Source organism: Deltaproteobacteria bacterium (assembly GCA_016208165.1).
Lineage (GTDB): Bacteria > Desulfobacterota > Desulfarculia > JACQYL01 > JACQYL01 > JACQYL01.
In genome coordinates this window covers 1-17,542 of sequence record JACQYL010000109.1, presented here as the reverse complement: position 1 = coordinate 17,542, position 17,542 = coordinate 1, and the positions used below count along the sequence as shown (strand labels likewise).

13 protein-coding genes and 2 pseudogenes are annotated in these 17,542 nt (G+C 54.7%); 11 read left to right on the top strand and 4 right to left on the bottom strand.

Annotation, left to right across the window (positions count from 1 at the left end):
- The 5 genes from HY788_19690 (at nucleotide 1) to HY788_19670 (ending at nucleotide 5,754) form a co-directional block, all read left to right on the top strand.
- Complete coding sequence (locus HY788_19690; GenBank protein ID MBI4776369.1) at nucleotides 1-1,017, top strand: branched-chain amino acid ABC transporter permease; 1,017 nt, start codon at nucleotides 1-3, stop codon at nucleotides 1,015-1,017.
- Nucleotides 1,014-1,793: an ABC transporter ATP-binding protein gene (locus HY788_19685; protein MBI4776368.1), complete on the top strand. Its 780-nt coding sequence runs from the start codon at nucleotides 1,014-1,016 to the stop codon at nucleotides 1,791-1,793. The genes HY788_19690 and HY788_19685 overlap by 4 nt, the downstream gene beginning before the upstream one ends.
- Nucleotides 1,786-2,535: an ATP-binding cassette domain-containing protein gene (locus tag HY788_19680; protein ID MBI4776367.1), complete on the top strand. Its 750-nt coding sequence runs from the start codon at nucleotides 1,786-1,788 to the stop codon at nucleotides 2,533-2,535. The genes HY788_19685 and HY788_19680 overlap by 8 nt, the downstream gene beginning before the upstream one ends.
- A 46-nt stretch (nucleotides 2,536-2,581) precedes the next feature.
- The gene (locus HY788_19675; GenBank protein ID MBI4776366.1) at nucleotides 2,582-4,228 is read left to right on the top strand and encodes an AMP-binding protein; all 1,647 of its coding nucleotides are present in this window, start codon (nucleotides 2,582-2,584) and stop codon (nucleotides 4,226-4,228) included.
- 110 nt (nucleotides 4,229-4,338) lie between these two features.
- Entirely contained in the window at nucleotides 4,339-5,754 is a 1,416-nt protein-coding gene (locus tag HY788_19670; protein MBI4776365.1) for a B12-binding domain-containing radical SAM protein, read from the top strand.
- Between the two features lie 35 nt (nucleotides 5,755-5,789).
- On the opposite strand, the gene HY788_19665 is transcribed toward HY788_19670, so the two are convergent.
- The gene (locus HY788_19665) at nucleotides 5,790-6,347 is read right to left on the bottom strand and encodes a class I SAM-dependent methyltransferase (GenBank protein ID MBI4776364.1); all 558 of its coding nucleotides are present in this window, start codon (nucleotides 6,345-6,347) and stop codon (nucleotides 5,790-5,792) included.
- Between the two features lie 390 nt (nucleotides 6,348-6,737).
- Between HY788_19665 and HY788_19660 the strand changes: the two genes are divergently transcribed.
- The 4 genes from HY788_19660 to HY788_19645 all read left to right on the top strand — a co-directional run bounded on the left by HY788_19660 (nucleotide 6,738) and on the right by HY788_19645 (nucleotide 12,159).
- Nucleotides 6,738-8,267, top strand: coding sequence for a PAS domain S-box protein (locus HY788_19660; GenBank protein MBI4776363.1), 1,530 nt, complete (start codon nucleotides 6,738-6,740; stop codon nucleotides 8,265-8,267).
- A complete protein-coding gene (locus tag HY788_19655) occupies nucleotides 8,245-8,934 on the top strand; it encodes a response regulator transcription factor (GenBank protein MBI4776362.1) in 690 nt (229 codons plus the stop codon). The genes HY788_19660 and HY788_19655 overlap by 23 nt, the downstream gene beginning before the upstream one ends.
- A gap of 39 nt (nucleotides 8,935-8,973) precedes the next feature.
- Complete coding sequence (locus HY788_19650; GenBank protein ID MBI4776361.1) at nucleotides 8,974-10,023, top strand: NAD(P)-dependent alcohol dehydrogenase; 1,050 nt, start codon at nucleotides 8,974-8,976, stop codon at nucleotides 10,021-10,023.
- A 924-nt stretch (nucleotides 10,024-10,947) separates the two neighbouring features.
- Nucleotides 10,948-12,159 (top strand): c-type cytochrome, encoded by a 1,212-nt coding sequence (locus tag HY788_19645; protein MBI4776360.1) that lies wholly within the window; start codon nucleotides 10,948-10,950, stop codon nucleotides 12,157-12,159.
- Nucleotides 12,160-12,522: 363 nt separating this feature from the next.
- Here HY788_19645 and HY788_19640 read toward each other — a convergent pair whose 3' ends face one another.
- The 3 genes from HY788_19640 to HY788_19630 all read right to left on the bottom strand — a co-directional run bounded on the left by HY788_19640 (nucleotide 12,523) and on the right by HY788_19630 (nucleotide 14,560).
- A complete protein-coding gene (locus HY788_19640) occupies nucleotides 12,523-12,705 on the bottom strand; it encodes a hypothetical protein (GenBank protein ID MBI4776359.1) in 183 nt (60 codons plus the stop codon).
- Nucleotides 12,706-13,093: 388 nt separating this feature from the next.
- On the bottom strand, nucleotides 13,094-13,765 hold the full coding sequence (locus tag HY788_19635) for a lipid-binding SYLF domain-containing protein (GenBank protein MBI4776358.1): 672 nt from the start codon (nucleotides 13,763-13,765) through the stop codon (nucleotides 13,094-13,096).
- 489 nt (nucleotides 13,766-14,254) lie between these two features.
- Entirely contained in the window at nucleotides 14,255-14,560 is a 306-nt protein-coding gene (locus tag HY788_19630; protein ID MBI4776357.1) for a hypothetical protein, read from the bottom strand.
- A gap of 497 nt (nucleotides 14,561-15,057) precedes the next feature.
- On the opposite strand from HY788_19630, the pseudogene HY788_19625 reads away from it, so the two are divergent.
- Nucleotides 15,058-15,630: pseudogene (locus HY788_19625) on the top strand (transposase).
- A gap of 312 nt (nucleotides 15,631-15,942) precedes the next feature.
- Nucleotides 15,943-17,407 (top strand): annotated as a pseudogene (locus HY788_19620) (AAA family ATPase).
- The last annotated feature ends 135 nt before the right edge of the window (nucleotides 17,408-17,542 follow it).

Here is a 17,542-nt window from a genome sequence, read left to right as displayed (position 1 = left end):
GTGGGCAAAGAAGGGCTGCGCAAAGAGCGGCTGGACAGGGGCATCAAGGTTCGAACCGACAGGGTCTACGCCATATCCGGATGGCGGGAAATCTCCTATCTGCTGATTCCACGACTGGCCCTGATCGTCGGCTTACTGTCTCTGCCGATCGTTTTCATAACGGTTCCCTACTGGCAGCGCGTGGTTTCCATTATCTGTATCTATGCCCTCCTGGCCCTGGGCTTTGACTTTTTGGCCCACTATGTGGGCTTGGTTTCACTGGGCGGGGCGTTTTTCATTGGAGTGGGAGGGTACGGGGCGGCCCTGCTGAATACGGAGCTTGGGCTTCCGCCCTTTCTCACGATACCCATTGCCACCCTTGCCGGCGCCGCCGTATGTACGGTGCTTTTCTGGCCCTGCCTTCCCCTCAGGGGGGTATATTTCGCCATTGTGACGCTCATGTATCCCCTGCTTTTGGCCAGGGTCATCGAAGCCCTGGACGTGCTGGGGGGTACGGACGGCATTATCGGAGTGGATGGATTCGCGAACAAATGGATGGAACAATACCTGCTGGTGGGCGGTCTTTTGATCCTGCTGTTCTTTTTGAGACGGCTGGTTACCGAGGATATCGGACTGGTATTTCGAGGAGTCAAGGACAACGACCAGGCGGTCAAGGCCTCGGGCATCAGCATTACTACGTACAAGGCCGTTGCCGTGTACATTACTTCCGCCCTCGGGTGCCTGGCCGGAGCCTGTTTGGCCCATATCTACATGTGGGCCGGAATTTCCCAGTTCGCCCTTGATTTCTCGATCATACCCATTGCCGCCACGGTGGTAGGCGGCGCCGGAACCCTGGTGGGACCGGTGATTGGCTGCTTGATCCTGGTGCCTATCTCCGAGCTGCTGAGGGATTTCGGCACACTCAGAATCGCCGTTTACGCCTTGATTTTGATGGCTTTCGTCGTGTTCAAAAGCGAAGGCATCATGGTCTACTGCACCCGGAAATACCATCAATTCGAACGATGGGTGTCCATATGACATCGGATCCGATCCTGCGGGCCCACGAACTCAGCAAAGCTTTCGGCGGAGTTCAGGCCCTGTCAATGGTCAGTTTTGAATTGTATCCGGGCGACGTACTGGGCGTGATCGGCCCCAACGGTTCGGGAAAGACCACACTGGTCAATTGCATCACCGGATTCGTCAAGTCCGATTCCGGTGACGTGTATTTCAAGGGAAAAAGGATCACGAATCTGCCCCCCCACAAAATCGCCGGCATGGGCGTAACCCGCACTTTTCAGATCATGCGTCCCTATTACAGTCTTTCAGCCTACAAGAATCTCGTGATCCCGCTGTTTTCTCCTCGCGCCCGGCGTACAGGCGGGTGGCGGGGCGGAGGAAAGCTGGGCAGCCGGGACACGGTAGCCGTGGATATCCTCGAGGAGATCGGGTTCGAGCGCGATTCCTATGTGCCCTACAAACTGGCCTCCGCGCTGCCCACCGGCTACCTGAAAAGACTCGAGTTGGCCCGCTGCCTGGCTTTGAGGCCGGAAATTATCATCTGCGACGAAGTGTTTTCCGGTCTTAGCATGAGCGAAATGGCCAGCATGGTGCCGCTCATCGAGCGATTGCAGATGGAGGGGATCAGTCTGGTAATGATCGAACATCGCTTGCGGGAGCTGTTTCGGGTGGCCAACCGCGTGATGGTGCTGAATTTCGGGCTCAAGCTCCTGGAAGGGGTACCGGAAGAAGTGGTCAAGGACGAGCGGGTAAAGGAGGCGTACTTCGGCTCGGAGGAGGTATTCGGCTATGTTTGAGGCCAGAGGCGTCATGGTGTTCTACGAGAACATGCTGGCCCTGAACAACATCAGCCTGAATTGCGCGCCCGAACGGATCGTGGGTATTTTTGGAGCCAACAGCGCCGGCAAGTCCACCCTCATGTATACCCTGTCCGGAATCATGCTCGATATCCGGAAGAAGGAAGAAATGGCCGGCGGTGAACGGATTACCATCCGAGGTGAAATTCTCTTCGAGGGAAAGAACATCATCGAGGCCAAGGCTTCGGACCGGGCCAAGCGGGGTATTGTGCTCTGTCCGGAGAGGCGAAGGATTTTCCCGGAAAGCTCGGTACTGGAAAACCTGAAAATAGGAGCCTATCTCGCCACGAGCAAACAAGCCAAAGAGACCCTAGAATACGTATTCGGCATCTTTCCGGCCCTGATTCCTTTGAAGAAGCGGCTGGGAGGCTTCCTCAGCGGTGGAGAGCAACAAATGCTGGCCATCGGCCGCGCCCTAATGGCCCAGCCCAGACTGCTGCTCTTGGATGAACCACTATTAGGCCTGAGTCCGGCCATCCAGTATCTCCTGTCTAAAACGATCAAGGAAATCCGGGACCATCGAAAGACGTCGATTATCGTGGCAGAGCAATACGCGCGTCCCATCATGCCGATCATACACTATGGCTACATTCTCGAAAATGGCGCCGCGGTTCTGGAAGGTTCCAGAGAGGAGCTGCTCGATAACCCGGACGTAAAGTCCGCTTATTTCGGCGTTGGATAGAATGCTTGCCTCTATTCACGGATAGTCTTGGAGAGGCGAAGGACTTTTGCACACGGAAACGACATTTACCAGATTCGACGGGATCTGCCAGAAATATCCGCGCCACACGGCTATTGTTTTTCTGGGCACGAAATTCTCGTATGAAAAGCTCGACGATCTGGTCCGGCGGTTCGCCGCCGGTCTGACGCGCCTCGGCGTGGGCAAAGGCGACAGGGTGGTCATTTACCTGTCCAATTGCGTTCAACTCGTCGTCGCGTTTCTGGCAGTGCAGAGGCTGGGCGGCGTGGTCGTTCTCGTTTCACCGATCTACACTTCGCGTGAAATCGATTTCATGATCCGCGACTCGGGGGCGGAGACCATTATTTGCCACGATACGAACTTTGGATACGTTCGAGACATTTTTGAAGGAAGTCCTCTGAAGCATGTGGTAATAACCAATCTGCTCGATTTGCTGCCCTTTTCCAAACGTGCGCTGGCCGCTCTGTTCGATGTTGCGCCCCATGGTAAAGTGCTCCGAGGCCCTGAGATTTCGAGTTTCAAGGATGTGATCGCATCTCCGCCCACACGAGTGGAAACCATTATCGATCCCAGGAAGGATTTGTCCTACATCCTTTACACCGGCGGAACCACCGGTTTCCCGAAGGGAGTGCCCGGCAATCACTGGGGTCATACGTCATACGTGAACGATATCATGGAACATGTGCTCCGAGGGCGCGCGATGGAAGGCGGCGATACCTACATCGCCGTTAACCCGCTGTTTCATATCATGGCCTTGGGACTGTTTATGGCCGTGGGTCTGAACCTCGGAAACACGACAGTGCTCATGCCGGTACCCCAGATCGACGCGATTCTGGAGGCTGTACGGCGCTACAAGGTCCGATGGTTCCTGGGCGTTCCAACTCTGTATCGCATGATCCTGGAAAACGATCGTCTCGATCGCTACGATCTCAAAAGCCTGACATACTGTTATTGCGGTGGAGACGTACTCCCCCGGGAAGTGTACAACCGCTGGAAACAGAAGTTCGGCATACCCATCTACCAGGTATATGGATCCACGGAGGCCGGCCATGTCACCTATAGCCGGATCGACGCAGGCGAGCCCCCGCCCAATTCCATCGGGGCGCCTTTGCCGACCCGGATCTGCAAAGTGGTGGATCCGGAGACTCTGGAGATTCTCCCCCCCGGCCGGCCGGGCGAACTGATCGTAACCTCCCGGCACACATTGAAGGAATACCTGAACAGACCCGAAGAGACTGAAATGTCCTATGTGAATCTCGACGGTGAAGTCTATTACCGCACCGGGGATTTTGTCGAGGAGGGCAAAGACGGGCAAATCTACTACATCGAGCGCTCGGCCGATATACTCAAGCACAAAGGTTATCGCGTGTCCGCTTCCGAAATCGAAGCGGTCCTGCAGGACCACGAGTGCATCATCGGGGCTTGCGTGGTAGGAGTTCCCGACGAAAAGGTGGGCGACCGGGTGAAAGCCATCGTGGTAATGAAAGAAGACGCCAAGGGAGTCGGGGCTCAGGAACTCATGGCGTGGTGTCGACAGCGCCTGGCGCCCTACAAAGTGCCGAGCTACATCGAGTTCCGAGACATGCTTCCCAAATCTAAGGTTGGAAAGCTGTTGCGCCGCGAGATCCGGGAAGAAGAGCGCAGGAAGTTGGAAAAGGAGAAGTTTTCAACCTGAATGCGCCGGTGGACCTTTGAACATGCACGCCTGGCGGAACTTGCTTTTTCCGCTGCTTTTTCTTGTAGTCATGTACCGTGGCGACAGGTGTATTTCCGGAGACGTTTGCGTTGAGAGTACTGCTCATTTCTCCTCTGGCCCGGGCCGGAACCTTTCCCAAATCGAGCTGGATGCCTCTTGGTGTGGGATTTGTCGCGTCCGAGCTCAGAAGAAGAGGTCACGCGGTTTCCGTGTTTGACCGCTTGGCTCTGGCGGGCCGGATCGGACCCGACAAGCCGTCGGTCAACAGGGCCATGCTGGACCGTTACCGCTCTTTCAAACCGGACCTGATCGGTTTCCACACCGTCTCTCCCATGATGTACGATACGGTGGACAGCATCTCTCTGCTGGAGGCGCATTTCCAGGGTCCTATGGTGGCGGGCGGTCATCACGCCACCGCCCTCCCCGAACTCACCCTGAGAAGAATCCCGGCCCTTAAGGCCGTTGTGGAGGGGGAAGGCGAGGTACCTCTGGCCCAGATAGCGGATGGGGACGCTCCGGAGGCCATCCCCGGGGTATGGTGGAGGAAAGAAACGGGTGAAATCGTCCACACGCCTCCGAAGCAAACAGAAGACCTCGACCGTTTTCCCGTTCCCGCACTGGATCTGCTGGATATGAAGTTCTACACCCGGCCAAACCTGACCAAAGTATATGGGCACTACCTTTCTTCCGCATCGGTCATTGGCTCACGGGGGTGTTTGCATCGATGCGATTTCTGCGCGGTCCGGGGGACCCAGGGAAGGGGTGTCCGATTTCACAGCGCCGAGTACGTTGTCGAGTGGATAAAGCGCGTACTCAAGGATTATCCCGTGGAAGGATTCTACTTTCATGACAGCGACTTTCTCATGGACACCAGTCGGACGGAGACCCTGTGCGAGAGCTTTCGCCGGGAAGGCCTTCATAAGAAAATAAAGTGGGCCGTGCAAACCCGGGCGGACCATATCGAACCGGGGATCTTGAAGCAGTTGAAACGGTCCGGTTGCGTGTTGATTGCGCTTGGCGTCGAATCCTCCATTCAGCATCAACTGAAGGCCGTTCACAAAGGAGGATCCGTCGAAGGGAACGAGCGGGCCATCCGTCTGATCAAAGAAGCGGGCATGGCGGTCCTGGCCAACATGCTCATCGGGTTCGAGGGCGAAACGGCGTCCGACATCGAAAGCAAGCTGGATTGGCTGGCGCGCGTTTCTCCCACGTTCTACGCGGTCCGGCATTTGTTGTATTTCCCATCCACATCGCTGTATGAACGGAGAGGCGGAAGGTTCCTTGAAGACAACGAATGGACCGAGGCGAATCTTACCGGATACTATGTGGATTCGGGTTCGAACGCTCCATTGTACGGAACATACAAACGGTTGGAAGCGCAACGGCGGAGGCGTTTCGATCCCTGGCGTCGTCGCATAGCGTTCTTGCGGATGAATTCACCGCGCAATGCAATAAGATATTGGATCGACGGGCACAAGAAGCAAGAACCGGAACGGCTTGCCTGATGGTGTCTTAACTGCCCTCCCGGCCCGCGTCATCTCTACGGCTTGCCCATCAGGACGTTTCGAGTGAATCTTCCGTCGAAACGCTTCTCGATCCTGAAACCGGCGCTCTCGGCTGCGGCTACGGCCCGTTCAAAGTCGTTCGGCGTGACGTGAAACTTGGGTTCGAGAACGAGCATTCTCCCCCCCGATTTGATGGCCTTCCAGAGCTCCAAAAAGAAGCCTGCCTGATCGGGCACTTCATGCGCCATGTAGAGGACGGGGGCAAAATCCACCGACTCGAGGAATCCTTCCACCCCGGGTCCTTCGCCACTGGCAAGGCAAAGCACGATCCTGTCCAAAAGACCCGCTTTACGAGCCCGGCGTTCCACGGCGGAAAGCATTTTGGGCTCGATCTCCACCACGACCACCCGACCTCCGGGACCGACCATCCGGGCCAACGGCAAGGTGAAATAGCCCATGCCACAGCCGGGCTCGAGAACGGTCATGCCTTCTTCAACAAACGGACCCAGCATGGTGTAAGGATTTTCGAGCATTCTCCTCAAGGGGCTTAGGAGCAGGTATCCTGCCCAAAAGGGACAAACATGTCCTGCCATTCGCTGTGGTCTCCACTGTCCGGGTTCCAGTCCTCGGATCCTAATCTTCAGAAACGCAGGCCCCGTCATGGGGCTTGGACCGGCCGGCCGTCATCGTTGTACGCTCGTTGGAATAGGTCTTGTTGTCGCATCCGCACTCCGGATTCCGGTCCGGTGTTGGATTTGAAGATTTTCTCACACGAGGCCTCGGAGGTCAACCGAGTTGTCCTTTGCACGAAGCGATTCCACGATTGAGCTTTCAAACCGATGGAGCCTGTGGCATCATTAAGAGCGCGGAAGAGGTCCGCGGTTCCGGGATCACGGAAAGCCATGGTTGGGGCGCTGTTCGGCGGTTGTGGCGCGTGCAGTCCGACCCGGTCCCGTTTCTAACGATGCATGAAGGATAATGTTGTGGAAGAAAAGCCGACCTATCAGGAACTCGAAGATCGACTCCGTTCGATGGAGAACGTGTTCCAGTCCTACAAACAGATGGCCGAGCCATGGAGAGAAGCCAGAAAACGATTCTACAGTCTTTCCAATCGAACACAGGACGGGATCTACAATTACAACCTGTCGATTCATAAGTATGTATATACGAATCCGTCCTTCATAAAGATGTTCGGACATCCGTGCAAGGATATCGTTACTACGGATTCGGCCTTCGAGAGGATACACCCTGAAGACAGGCACAAGCTGCAGAGGAAGATCGAGGCCTCGATGCTGGGGCAAAAGGAGGGTGACGAAGCCGAATATCGTTGCATTTCTTCGGACGGCTCCATTCGATGGCTCCACGACCGCTGGATCGTGCTACGGAACGAACAAGATGTCCCAACAGCCATAGAAGGTATCGTTCGTGACGTTACCGACATGAAAGACATGATCAGTATTCGGGACTACCTGGAGAGCCTGCTGAACAGCTGCATGGACGCCATCATCGTCACGAACGAAAAAGGAGGCATCACCTTTGCCAACAAAGGGGCCGAGGAGCTGTTCCATCTCGATCGGTCGGATATCATCGGAAGCTTCATAGGGGAAATCATAAGGAATAATGTGGAAGGCCTGCAGAACATTTACCAGTTCCTGCTGAAACAAGCGCCTGTTTCCAACTATGAGTGCGAAGCGAAGCTGTTGAACGGCGCCAAGGTGCCTCTCCTGATATCGAGCGCCTTTCTTCGAGACGGAAAAGGAAAAAGCATGGGCATCATCAGTTACATGAGGGATATATCGGTTCGGAAACAGGCCGAGGAGCACATACGAATGCTCTCCCAGCAGCTCATCCGGTCCCAGGAAGTCGAAAGAAGCAGCATTGCGCGGGACCTTCATGACCATCTGGCCCAGAATCTGTACTCTCTGAACATTCAGCTGGCCGCGTTCATGAAAAGTATAGCGCCCCCTGCCGGCGAGAGCGAGGACCACGCCAAACGTATTATGGACTCGTTGCAGAATATCATGGGCGACGTGCGAAAAATGGTGTTCAACATTCATCCCACGTCCCTGGACACACTGGGACTCACCAATACGATTCACAACCTGTGTAAGAACCTTTCGCAGCTCTACGACCTGGAGATCGACTTCAAAACAGCGGGCATGGAATCCCTCGAACTGAACTTCGATGTGAAGATCGCCATCTACAGGCTGGTTCAAGAGGGCCTGAACAACATTGCCAAGCACGCCCAGGCTGCAAAGGCCACCGTGCGTTTGGTGAATTCTTTCCCCAAGATCATTCTTCGCATCGAAGATAACGGACGGGGCTTCGATGTGGGCTCCATCATGGAAACGGGAACCCGAAACGGCAGCCTCGGCATTTGGAGCATGAAGGAACGGGTGGCCGTGCTGAATGGAGCAATGATCATACGATCGCGGGAGCCGGTAGGCACGCGGATCCTCGTAGAAATTCCCTACGAGCAAGAGAGACCCTATGCAAGCGAATGCGGCGGATAAGAAACAAATTCTTCTCGTGGACGATCACACCCTGTTTCGGGAGGGCCTGAAGGTACTCCTCCGAGAGAACCCAAGATTCTCGGTGGCCGGGGAAGCCGGCACGGTGTTCGAGGCGTGCGAGAGGGTCGAACTGATGAAACCCGATCTGGTGTTGATGGACATCGCCCTGCCCGATAAGAGCGGTATCGAGGGCGTGCGCTTCATCAAAGAAAAACAGCCCTCGACCAAGGTGGTCATGATCAGCATGTATTCCAACATCGATTTTGTGATCAAATCGATCAGGGCAGGGGCCGTCGGTTTCATCGTGAAAGACTCGACGCCGGACATTCTGTTGAAAGCCCTGGCCACGGTTTCCGAAGGTCATTATTACTTTGACCACAAGGTGTTGGATGAAATTGTTCAATTCATGCTCGCACAGGTGGATGAAGAAACTCGTGTGTCGGACGAACGATACGATCGGCTGACGCCCCGCGAGCAGGAGATTATGCGCCTGGTGGCTCAGGGCCTGTCCAGCAAACAGATCGCAAACAAGCTGAACATCAGCCCCAAAACGGTGGAGAATCACAGGGGAAAGCTCATGGAGAAACTCGAGCTGGACAGTGTGATCGATCTGGTGAAGTATGCGGCGGCATTGGGAATCATTGAGATACGTGGATCGCAGGAGTAAGGCCCTATGGGAGAAATTCCGTACCGGCTTCCGAAAACCATGAAAGCGTTCGTGATGAAGCGAATCGGTGAAGTGGGCTTTTTCGAAAAACCGGTGCCCACGCCCGGGCCCAACGATGCGATTATCAAGACAACGGCGGGTTTGGTATGCACCACGGACTGCCACACAGTGAACGGATCCATCGGTGAACGCGCCAATCTGACCATCGGACACGAAGCAGCCGGTATCGTTTGGGCGCTGGGGAGCGAAGTGCGTACTGTCCAGTTGGGTGACCGCGTATCCGTCAACGCCATAACGCCCTGCTACCGTTGTCATGCCTGCCAGAGAGGCGATACGTCGCAATGCGGCGGAGTCCTCAGCGGCTGGAAGTTCTCGAACATCAAGGACGGCACCTTCGCCGAGTACTTTCACGTGAACGACGCCGATGCGAATCTGGCGCCGCTGCCGGACACGGTGAGCGACGAGGCCGCTTGTTACGCCTCGGACATGATGTCCACCGGGTTCATGGGCGCGGAGACGGCTCGTATTCCTATTGGGGGCACGGTGGCCATATTCGCCCAGGGCCCCGTCGGCCTTATGGCCACTGCGGGCGCGCATCTTCTCGGCGCGGGACTGATCATTGCCGTTGACAAGAGGCCGAACCGGCTCGAGCTTTCCAAGTGGTACGGCGCCGACGTCGCGCTGAACTTTACGGAGGTGGATCCTGAAGAAGAAATCATGGACATCACGGACGGCGTCGGTGTGGATGCGTGCATCGAGGCCATCGGTTCCCAGATGGCCTTCGATTCGTGTATACGAGTAACCCGGCCCGGAGGGAACATCGTAAACCTGGGTATCCACAGCGATGGCGACTCCGTGGACATTCCCAGGACCGCCTGGGGCATGGGCATGAAGGAACAGACCATTCGAAGCGTGCTCTGTCCGGGGGGCAAGGAACGCATGCAGCGCATGCTGCGTCTGATCGAGAGGAATCGGGTGGATCCCACCAAACTCACCACCCATCGATTCCATTTCGATCAGTTGGACGTGGCCTTTCAGATGATGGCCACCAAGGAAGACAACATCATCAAACCGCTTATCAGTTTCTAAACCGGCGTTTACGAGATAGTCGTTGAAGGAATCGCCGTTTAACTTGCAGTCATGGCCGCGGCCAACCGATTACAAACCACGCCGGCCGTAGCTTTTCGCGCCCGAGCCGATCGTCCTCGCCAAAGGGAACGTCGCCGCTTCGTGGAGCAGATTGCGCCGCTTTTAAGTCGATTAACGGAATCCTAAACTCGCTACCTGCTTCGGGACCTCCAAAAACGCCGTACCCACTCAGCTCCGGATTGTCCGGATTACCATGCTTTTGCTCGCCTGCCAGAGCTTTCCTACCCATCTGGGAAACAGCCTCTCATAGGTCCTCAAGCAGTCCGGTTGAATCTCTTTAACCGGCGAAACGTCCGGCGCCTATCCGATAAAGGAGAAATGGATCGCACTTCGCCACCACGGCGACGATTAGCCAGAATCTTCAAATAGTATAGAAATGATTAGGTATAGAAAGAATTATGTTTCGCCCTCTTATCCTCGTGACAAGTTGATAATTGGATACTTCAAAAAAGTATACATCCATCAAAACCTAAGGTCTTTTCCGATCTAGAATACATGATTCGCCTTGTTGCCTGGTCCGGACCCGGCTGGTATTTTGAAAATCGTGCATTCGTCATACTTACACTAGTTACATCCAACAAGCTAAAAGGATGAACGCCGTTCGAACCTTGTGTGTCAAAGCATTAGATCGGGAGCGAAAGGAGGTCAAATGATGATCCGTTGATTATCCACTGTCCGAACGAAAACCAGTTGTTGGTTGGGATCGGCGTAAGTCTCAATGATAGCCGCTGGGACGTGTTGGCTATTTCCGGGAGTATGTTTCTTTCGATGAGGAGGAGGTCGGCGCCAAAGACCGTTTTCGCTCGGGCGCCAGGTAGGCATCTTAGCCCTGTTGAAAAAGTCGTAAAACAAAAGGAGGTCGATATGGTATTCAGTCGCACGTGTCCCATGTTTCACGTAAGAAATCGTATCCTCATGGCCGGGGTCATTCCCGCCTTGATTATGTTATCCCTTTCAATCATCGTCCCTGCCGCGGCGGCAAAGGGCAATGTCGTTGTTTCGGGTGATATTGTCACCCTCGGAGAGGAAATATTTTTTGATAAGAATCTATCCCGACCGGCCGGACAGTCCTGCGCGTCCTGTCACGATCCGGGTGTCGGATTCGCCGACCCGGACACTGACCTTCCGGTCTCGAAGGGCGCCGTTCGCACCCGATTCGGAAACCGCAACGCTCAGACCATCGCTTACGCGATGTTTTGCCCCCCGCGTTATTATGATGACATCAACCTGACTGTTGCAATTCCGGAAGGCCAATACAAGGGAGGTTTGTTTTGGGACGGACGCGCGAGCACTCTGGAGGCACAGGCCAAACAACCCTTTCTTAATCCGCTTGAGATGCATAACTGTGACAAGACAATGGTGGTTCAATCTGTTCACAGGTCCCGATACGCCGCCCTTTTCAAGAATATTTTCGGCCGCTCGGTATTCAATTCCGTCGACTTTGCCTACGAATGTATTTCGCAGGCCTTGGCGGCCTATATGCGATCTCCGGAGGTAAGTCCGTTTACGTCCAAATACGATTATGTAAAACGAGGAATGGCTGCATTCACGGATTCCGAGTCGAGAGGGTATCAGCTATTCCAGCCCATGGGAAAAGGGCACTGCGCCAATTGTCATGAAGAAGGAACGATGAAGCTCTTTACCAATTTCGGACACCAGAATCTCGGCACTCCGCGCAATCCCGATCTTCCATATTACAATCTGCCCCGCTCGCTTAATCCGGACGGCGTCAACTATATCGACCGGGGTTTGGGAGACAGTCTGCGTAGTGCGGGATACTCGGAAGAGGAGGCCTCAATGGAAGACGGCAAGTTCAAGATTCCGTGCCTCCGAAATTGCGCGGTTACCCCGCCCTATACGCACAACGGCTACCACCAGACGTTGAGGGAAGTCATCGTTTTCAACAACACCCGGGATCTGCCCGATGCGAATTGGCCTGAGTCGGAAGTGGCGGAAAATGTCCATCGGCATCCGATGGCCATGCCGGGGACTTTGGGACGCCTCGGTTTGACTGACCAGGAGATCGACGATCTCGTCGCATTTCTCCAGACGCTAACGGACGGTTATAGACCGTAGGCTGTTTGTAGAGGGACTTTATTCAATACCGCGATACGTTCGGACCAGGCATGAGACGCCTTCCGTTTCACGCGAATCAACACGTGAAGCGGGAGGCGTCTCATTGTCTCCATTGGCAGTTATGCCAGTGGGTCCAGTCGGCTTTTGACGCTTATGCACATGTTGTTCCGGATGTAGTCGCGTAAGCAACACCATTACGCTGTCCGTTCCTGAGAAATCCAGGGATACGATTCTTTTCTTGGCTGTTGTGTCGCTCTATATCCACATGGCGGTACTCGACAAAGAAAGCGTCATCGGCGGGCATTTTCGTGTGGCGGGGATTAGGAAGACTTCCCGGTCCGATGAGTGACCCCTTCAGATGCTTCACCATAGGGGCCGGTCGTCACCGCCGGCGCCTGTAGTCATCCCGGTCATGATCCCTATCCTTATGATGTCCGTCATAGCCTCCATAATAGCCGTCATGATCTCCATAATAATGGCGCCCGTGGCGATATCCATGGCCGAAATCGTGGTAGTATCCATGGCCGTAACCATATCCGTATCCATGGCCGTAGCCATAATCGTGCGAATAGAAGCAGCCGACGACCGTAAGACTGAGTATGATAAGGAGCGATGCCACTATTGCTTTCCAGGTCATCATAACAATCACCCCTTTCATCATAATATATGCAATAGGCTCAGGTGCGTAACTCGCCCTCAGATGTCACGGCAACCGTCAATCGTTCCCGCCGCCTGACACCCGGTTACCTCAATAGCCCTGGAAGCCGGTTGAACTTGAAACCGGAAGAAAGCCAATCCGTAACGGCATCTCCGATCTTTCCGCCTTCGTCCCGGTAAGGGACGAAGGCTTCTTTCATCCTGTCTACATTTCGTCGCGGGAGTCCGGAAATCGGTAAACCAACCAATCCAGGGACTTCACGCAACGATCTTCAGTTCAATATCCCCCAACGGCAGTGGCCACTTCGTCCTGTGCTGATCCCGGAAGATTCCGGATCAAACAGGCGGTCTGGGGGTTCGTCACCTCACGGCGGACAAAAATATCCGTGGGAGACACTTTCTTGTTGTAATAAGCCTCATTCAGAGAATCTCGTGTCGCAATTACTGCGCCGTCCAGTGCGATGCCGCCGTATAAGCCCCTCGAACGGGAAAAGCTCACGATGTCCGCACTGAGGTTGGCTGTGGCCGCTTCAGCACCCATGCCGATCGGGCCTGCCGCAAGGCCGGCGTCCACGCCAAGCTTAACACTGTTTCCCAAAAGTGCATTCTTGCCTCGCTCCGTCATGGCCAAAAGAACCAGTTCGGAAGACTTCCCGCCGATCTGAAGACCAAAACTTGCTCCACCAATGCGATAAAAAGCGGGAGCGCTCCACTGGCCGTCCTTGTCATCACGGACCATGGCTACCGCACTTCCTCCCGAAGCGCCGACCATGAATGCGCCCTCCAGAAACTGCGGAGCGATGACCACGGCCTTCGCCTGCTTGAGAAGATCCCTGAAAGCTCCCATCTTTGAGTCACTCATAAAGTTGTCCATCGTCATACATGCTTTTTCAACCAATTGACTGGCGCTCTGCGCGTCATTCGCACGTACGGGAACTGCCTGAGACATAATCAACGTCACAGACAACAATACTCCCAACAGCAAAGGCCACGCATGACCACGCCGAGTTCTACATTTATTCGCATCCATTGCTATCTCCTTCTGTATGCATCCAAACGCCCTGGATCATATCCGTTCGATCGGATATGCAACCAGGCCTTCTAACAAAACGTTAAGCATCGGCGGATTCGAGTCAAGTTTAACAACCCCGGCGTGCTTAGCAGCCCGTTGAAAAAGCCGGGTTGTTACAGGCCGTTGAAAAACGATGAGATGCAATCTGCTGCCGGGTCCCCGAGCGAGGCAAGAAACTTCGGGCGGCCGCCGTCATCAGGAGAAAGGGACGTTCCGAAGCGGGCGGGTCAGGATTGAAGTCGGCTTTGAAATAGGAATCCTCGTCGCATGCCAGGTTCCTCTCCTGGTGGGCCTGCCGCGGACCCACGTCCTTGCAAGGAGTCACGAGGAAGTAGACCTGCCATGCGCCGGACGGTACATCCGGAATCAGGAGATCGGGCGGGCCGCCTCCTCGACTGCCGGTTGTACGCTCGTCTTCCAGGCGATCAGCCCGTCCTGAGGATAATGCGCGACAAAGAACACCGGATCTGCAGGCGCGCCCTGTAAGATGGAGAGGCTTGCCGACAGGTGAAGAGGCTCGCTGGTGAAGAGGATCGGATGAGGCATTGAATTGAGCAGAAAGGTAAGATTGGCAAGGATGGTGAATTTGGCGGGTGGTCCGGGGCTATACCGCAGCTTGTGTCTGATCCGAATCCCATAACCTTCCCTTCTCCACCCCAAACATCCGGACATATACTCCCTCGCCCTCTGTCAAGGATCCTGAGCTTGTCGAAGGGGAAGAGGTCAGGGGCTTGCCCGGCATTTTGCCCGGCGTAGCCTAGCGAAGCGGGGAGCGCAGCGAAGCCTGTGTGAGGGCCTGTTGCTCAATTATTGAGCAACAGGGGTTCGGCAATTGCTCAATTTCTGAGCAATCTCCATGTATCCACCTTGGCCCGAAATGGAAGAATCCAAGTGACATGAATCTGTTATTGCAATTGGCACAAAAGCTGCATATAATTTTGTAATGCAGATATGCGCATCATTCCGCTCCAGTGCAGTTAGCGTATTTTTTTGGATCGGGAGCGAAATGGGAGCGTACCGGGCTGTTGGCAGCCGACTCCAACAATGATCAAAAAGAGACCTTTACAAAAATCAGGGGGCAGACGTGGCCCTTTTGATCAGAGAATAATAGCATGAACGACGGCCGGTCTGTAGGGGCGGTTCACGAACCGCCCTTGGAACGGAAATCGATGCAACATAACCGCCGATCCATCCGATTGCACGGATACGATTATTCACAGGCCGGGGTCTATTTCGTGACCATTTGCGCCTGGGACCGGGAATGTCTGTTCGGGGACGCCGTGAACGGAAAAACGACGTTGAACCAGTTCGGCGAAACGGTTGCCGAGTCGTGGGAATGGTTGGCGACGAAACACGGTTACGTGGAATTGGACGAACGGATGATCATGCCCAATCATTTGCATGGCATTATCGTTATTGCCGACGTTGTTAAGGGCGGTCGCGCCACGGCATAGCACAGCGAAGCCTGGTCGCGAACCGCCCCTACAAAACAACGCAAACCCATCGGTCGTTTGGTCGGCGCATTCAAAGCGGTATCTACAAAACGCATCAACCATCTGCGCGACACCCCCGGCATCAAGATATGGCAGCGCAATTATTACGAACACATCATCCGCAATGACGAGGAACTGAACCGCATCCGGGAATACATCGCCAATAACCCTGCACAACGGGAAATGGATCGGGAAAATCCGGCTCTTGTCTTAGGGACTGGATTAAAACCTGCCCCGGAATGGGTCTGACGATGGAACATTATTTCCGACACGCATTCGTCCGACATAAGTCAACAATGAAACAACGTCCGTTTAGGCCCTACGAAAAGGGGGAAGAAAAGCCAAAGAACGGTGGAAATAGGTAAGCTATCCCCGCATTACAAATAGCATGCTTCTAATGGTCAGGCGCGACATGAAACAACACACTGCCATGGGGAGCCGAGCCTTACCCCTGTGTCAGGAAAAGACTCGGCAAAAGCCAAGAGCGGGCCTGATACCCTTTTGTAGTGGGTTCGATTGACGTCCCTAACGCAACTTGACGCGTCCTTTGGGAGAACAAAAATGAAATGTCCATCCTGTCAAACAGACAATCCTCCAACCAGGAAATTCTGCCGTGATTGTGGAGCAAAGCTCCTGCTTATTTGCTCGGAATGCGGCGCCGAAAACCTCCCCGGCGACAAGTTCTGCGGCGAGTGCGGACAGGCCCTGGAGAAGCCAAAAGAAGCTTTGCAGGTCGACTACCGGGCCCCTCGATCCTAGACACCGAAACATCTGGCGGAGAAGATCCTCACGTCGAAAAGCGCTATGGAGGGGGAGCGGAAGCTGGTCACCGTTCTCTTCGCGGATGTGGCCAATTTCACCGCCATGTCCGAAAAGCTGGACCCTGAAGACGTCCACCGGATCATGGACGGGTGCTTCAAAATCCTGATGGATGAGGTCCACAAGTATGAGGGGACCATCAATCAGTTTACCGGAGACGGGGTGATGGCGCTTTTCGGGGCCCCGGTGGCGCACGAGGACCATGCCGGCCGGGCCTGTCACGCAGCTCTTTCCATACAGAAGGCTATGGAAGAATACGGAAAGAGGGTCGCGAAAGAGTACGGGGTCACGTTCAAGATGCGCATGGGCCTCAACTCAGGGACAGTGATCGTGGGCGCCATCGGAGACGACCTCCGCATGGACTACACCGCCGATGGGGACACGACAAACCTCGCTTCCCGCATGGAGAGTCTGGCTGAGCCCGGGACCGTCCTTGTCTCCAATAACACCTACCGTTTCGTTAAGGATTACTTCAACTTGAGAACCCTTGGCAAGGTGGAGGTAAAGGGGAAGGCCGAGCCCCAGGAGGTATTTGAGCTGATCAAAGTCGGTGGCGGCAACGAGGATCGAGGCGGCTGCGGCAAGGGGGTTGACGAAGTTCGTGGGCCGGGAAAATTCCATGGCCGCCCTTATGGAGGCGTACGAGAAGGCGCGGAACGGCTCGGGTCAAGTGGTGGGGATCGTGGGGGAGGCGGGGGTCGGCAAGTCCAGGCTTTTTTGGGAATTCAGGAACCGGCTTTCCCGAGAAGAATCAACTTATCTGGAAGGCCGCTGCATCCACTTCGGCGGAACCATGCCTTACCTGCCTGTCCTCGAGATATTGAGGTCCTATTTTGGCGTTGAGGAGGGCGAGCGCGAAACAACCATCGGGGAGCGGGTGACAGAAAAGATTACGCAGCTCGATGAAAAGCTCACGGATGAACTGCCCCCGCTCTTGGATCTTATGTCGCTCAAGGTGGAGGATGAAAGCTATCTCCAACTCGAACCGAAACGGAGAAAGAGAGAGATTTTCGAGGGACTCAGAAACCTGTTGATCAGAACCAGTAAGAACAAGGTCCTTATCCTGGCCATTGAGGACCTCCATTGGATCGACCAAACAACGGAGGATTTCCTGGAATATTTCATCGGCGGGATAGCCAACTCAAAAGTCATGCTGATCCTGCTTCACCGTCCCGAATGCACCCACCGATTGGGGAGCAGGTCATAAGCGCTAACTTAAGAACTGTTTACTATGTTACTTTGCTTTTGCAGTTGCACTTGCTGTAGCAGTCGTTTTCTGGGCGATTCTCTTAAATAAATCGATATCTTGCTCCAGCCGGTGATGGATTCACCCAAGCTTAGT

Coding starts and splice junctions, on each gene's coding strand:
- HY788_19655 (MBI4776362.1), top strand. CDS start 8,245: ATGCAAGCGAATGCGGCGGATAAGAAACAAATTCTTCTCGTGGACGAT.
- HY788_19640 (MBI4776359.1), bottom strand. CDS start 12,705: ATGGATACGGATATGGTTACGGCCATGGATACTACCACGATTTCGGCC.
- HY788_19680 (MBI4776367.1), top strand. CDS start 1,786: ATGTTTGAGGCCAGAGGCGTCATGGTGTTCTACGAGAACATGCTGGCC.
- HY788_19635 (MBI4776358.1), bottom strand. CDS start 13,765: ATGTCTCAGGCAGTTCCCGTACGTGCGAATGACGCGCAGAGCGCCAGT.
- HY788_19650 (MBI4776361.1), top strand. CDS start 8,974: ATGAAAGCGTTCGTGATGAAGCGAATCGGTGAAGTGGGCTTTTTCGAA.
- HY788_19665 (MBI4776364.1), bottom strand. CDS start 6,347: ATGGCAGGACATGTTTGTCCCTTTTGGGCAGGATACCTGCTCCTAAGC.
- HY788_19685 (MBI4776368.1), top strand. CDS start 1,014: ATGACATCGGATCCGATCCTGCGGGCCCACGAACTCAGCAAAGCTTTC.
- HY788_19645 (MBI4776360.1), top strand. CDS start 10,948: ATGGTATTCAGTCGCACGTGTCCCATGTTTCACGTAAGAAATCGTATC.
- HY788_19630 (MBI4776357.1), bottom strand. CDS start 14,560: ATGTCCGGATGTTTGGGGTGGAGAAGGGAAGGTTATGGGATTCGGATC.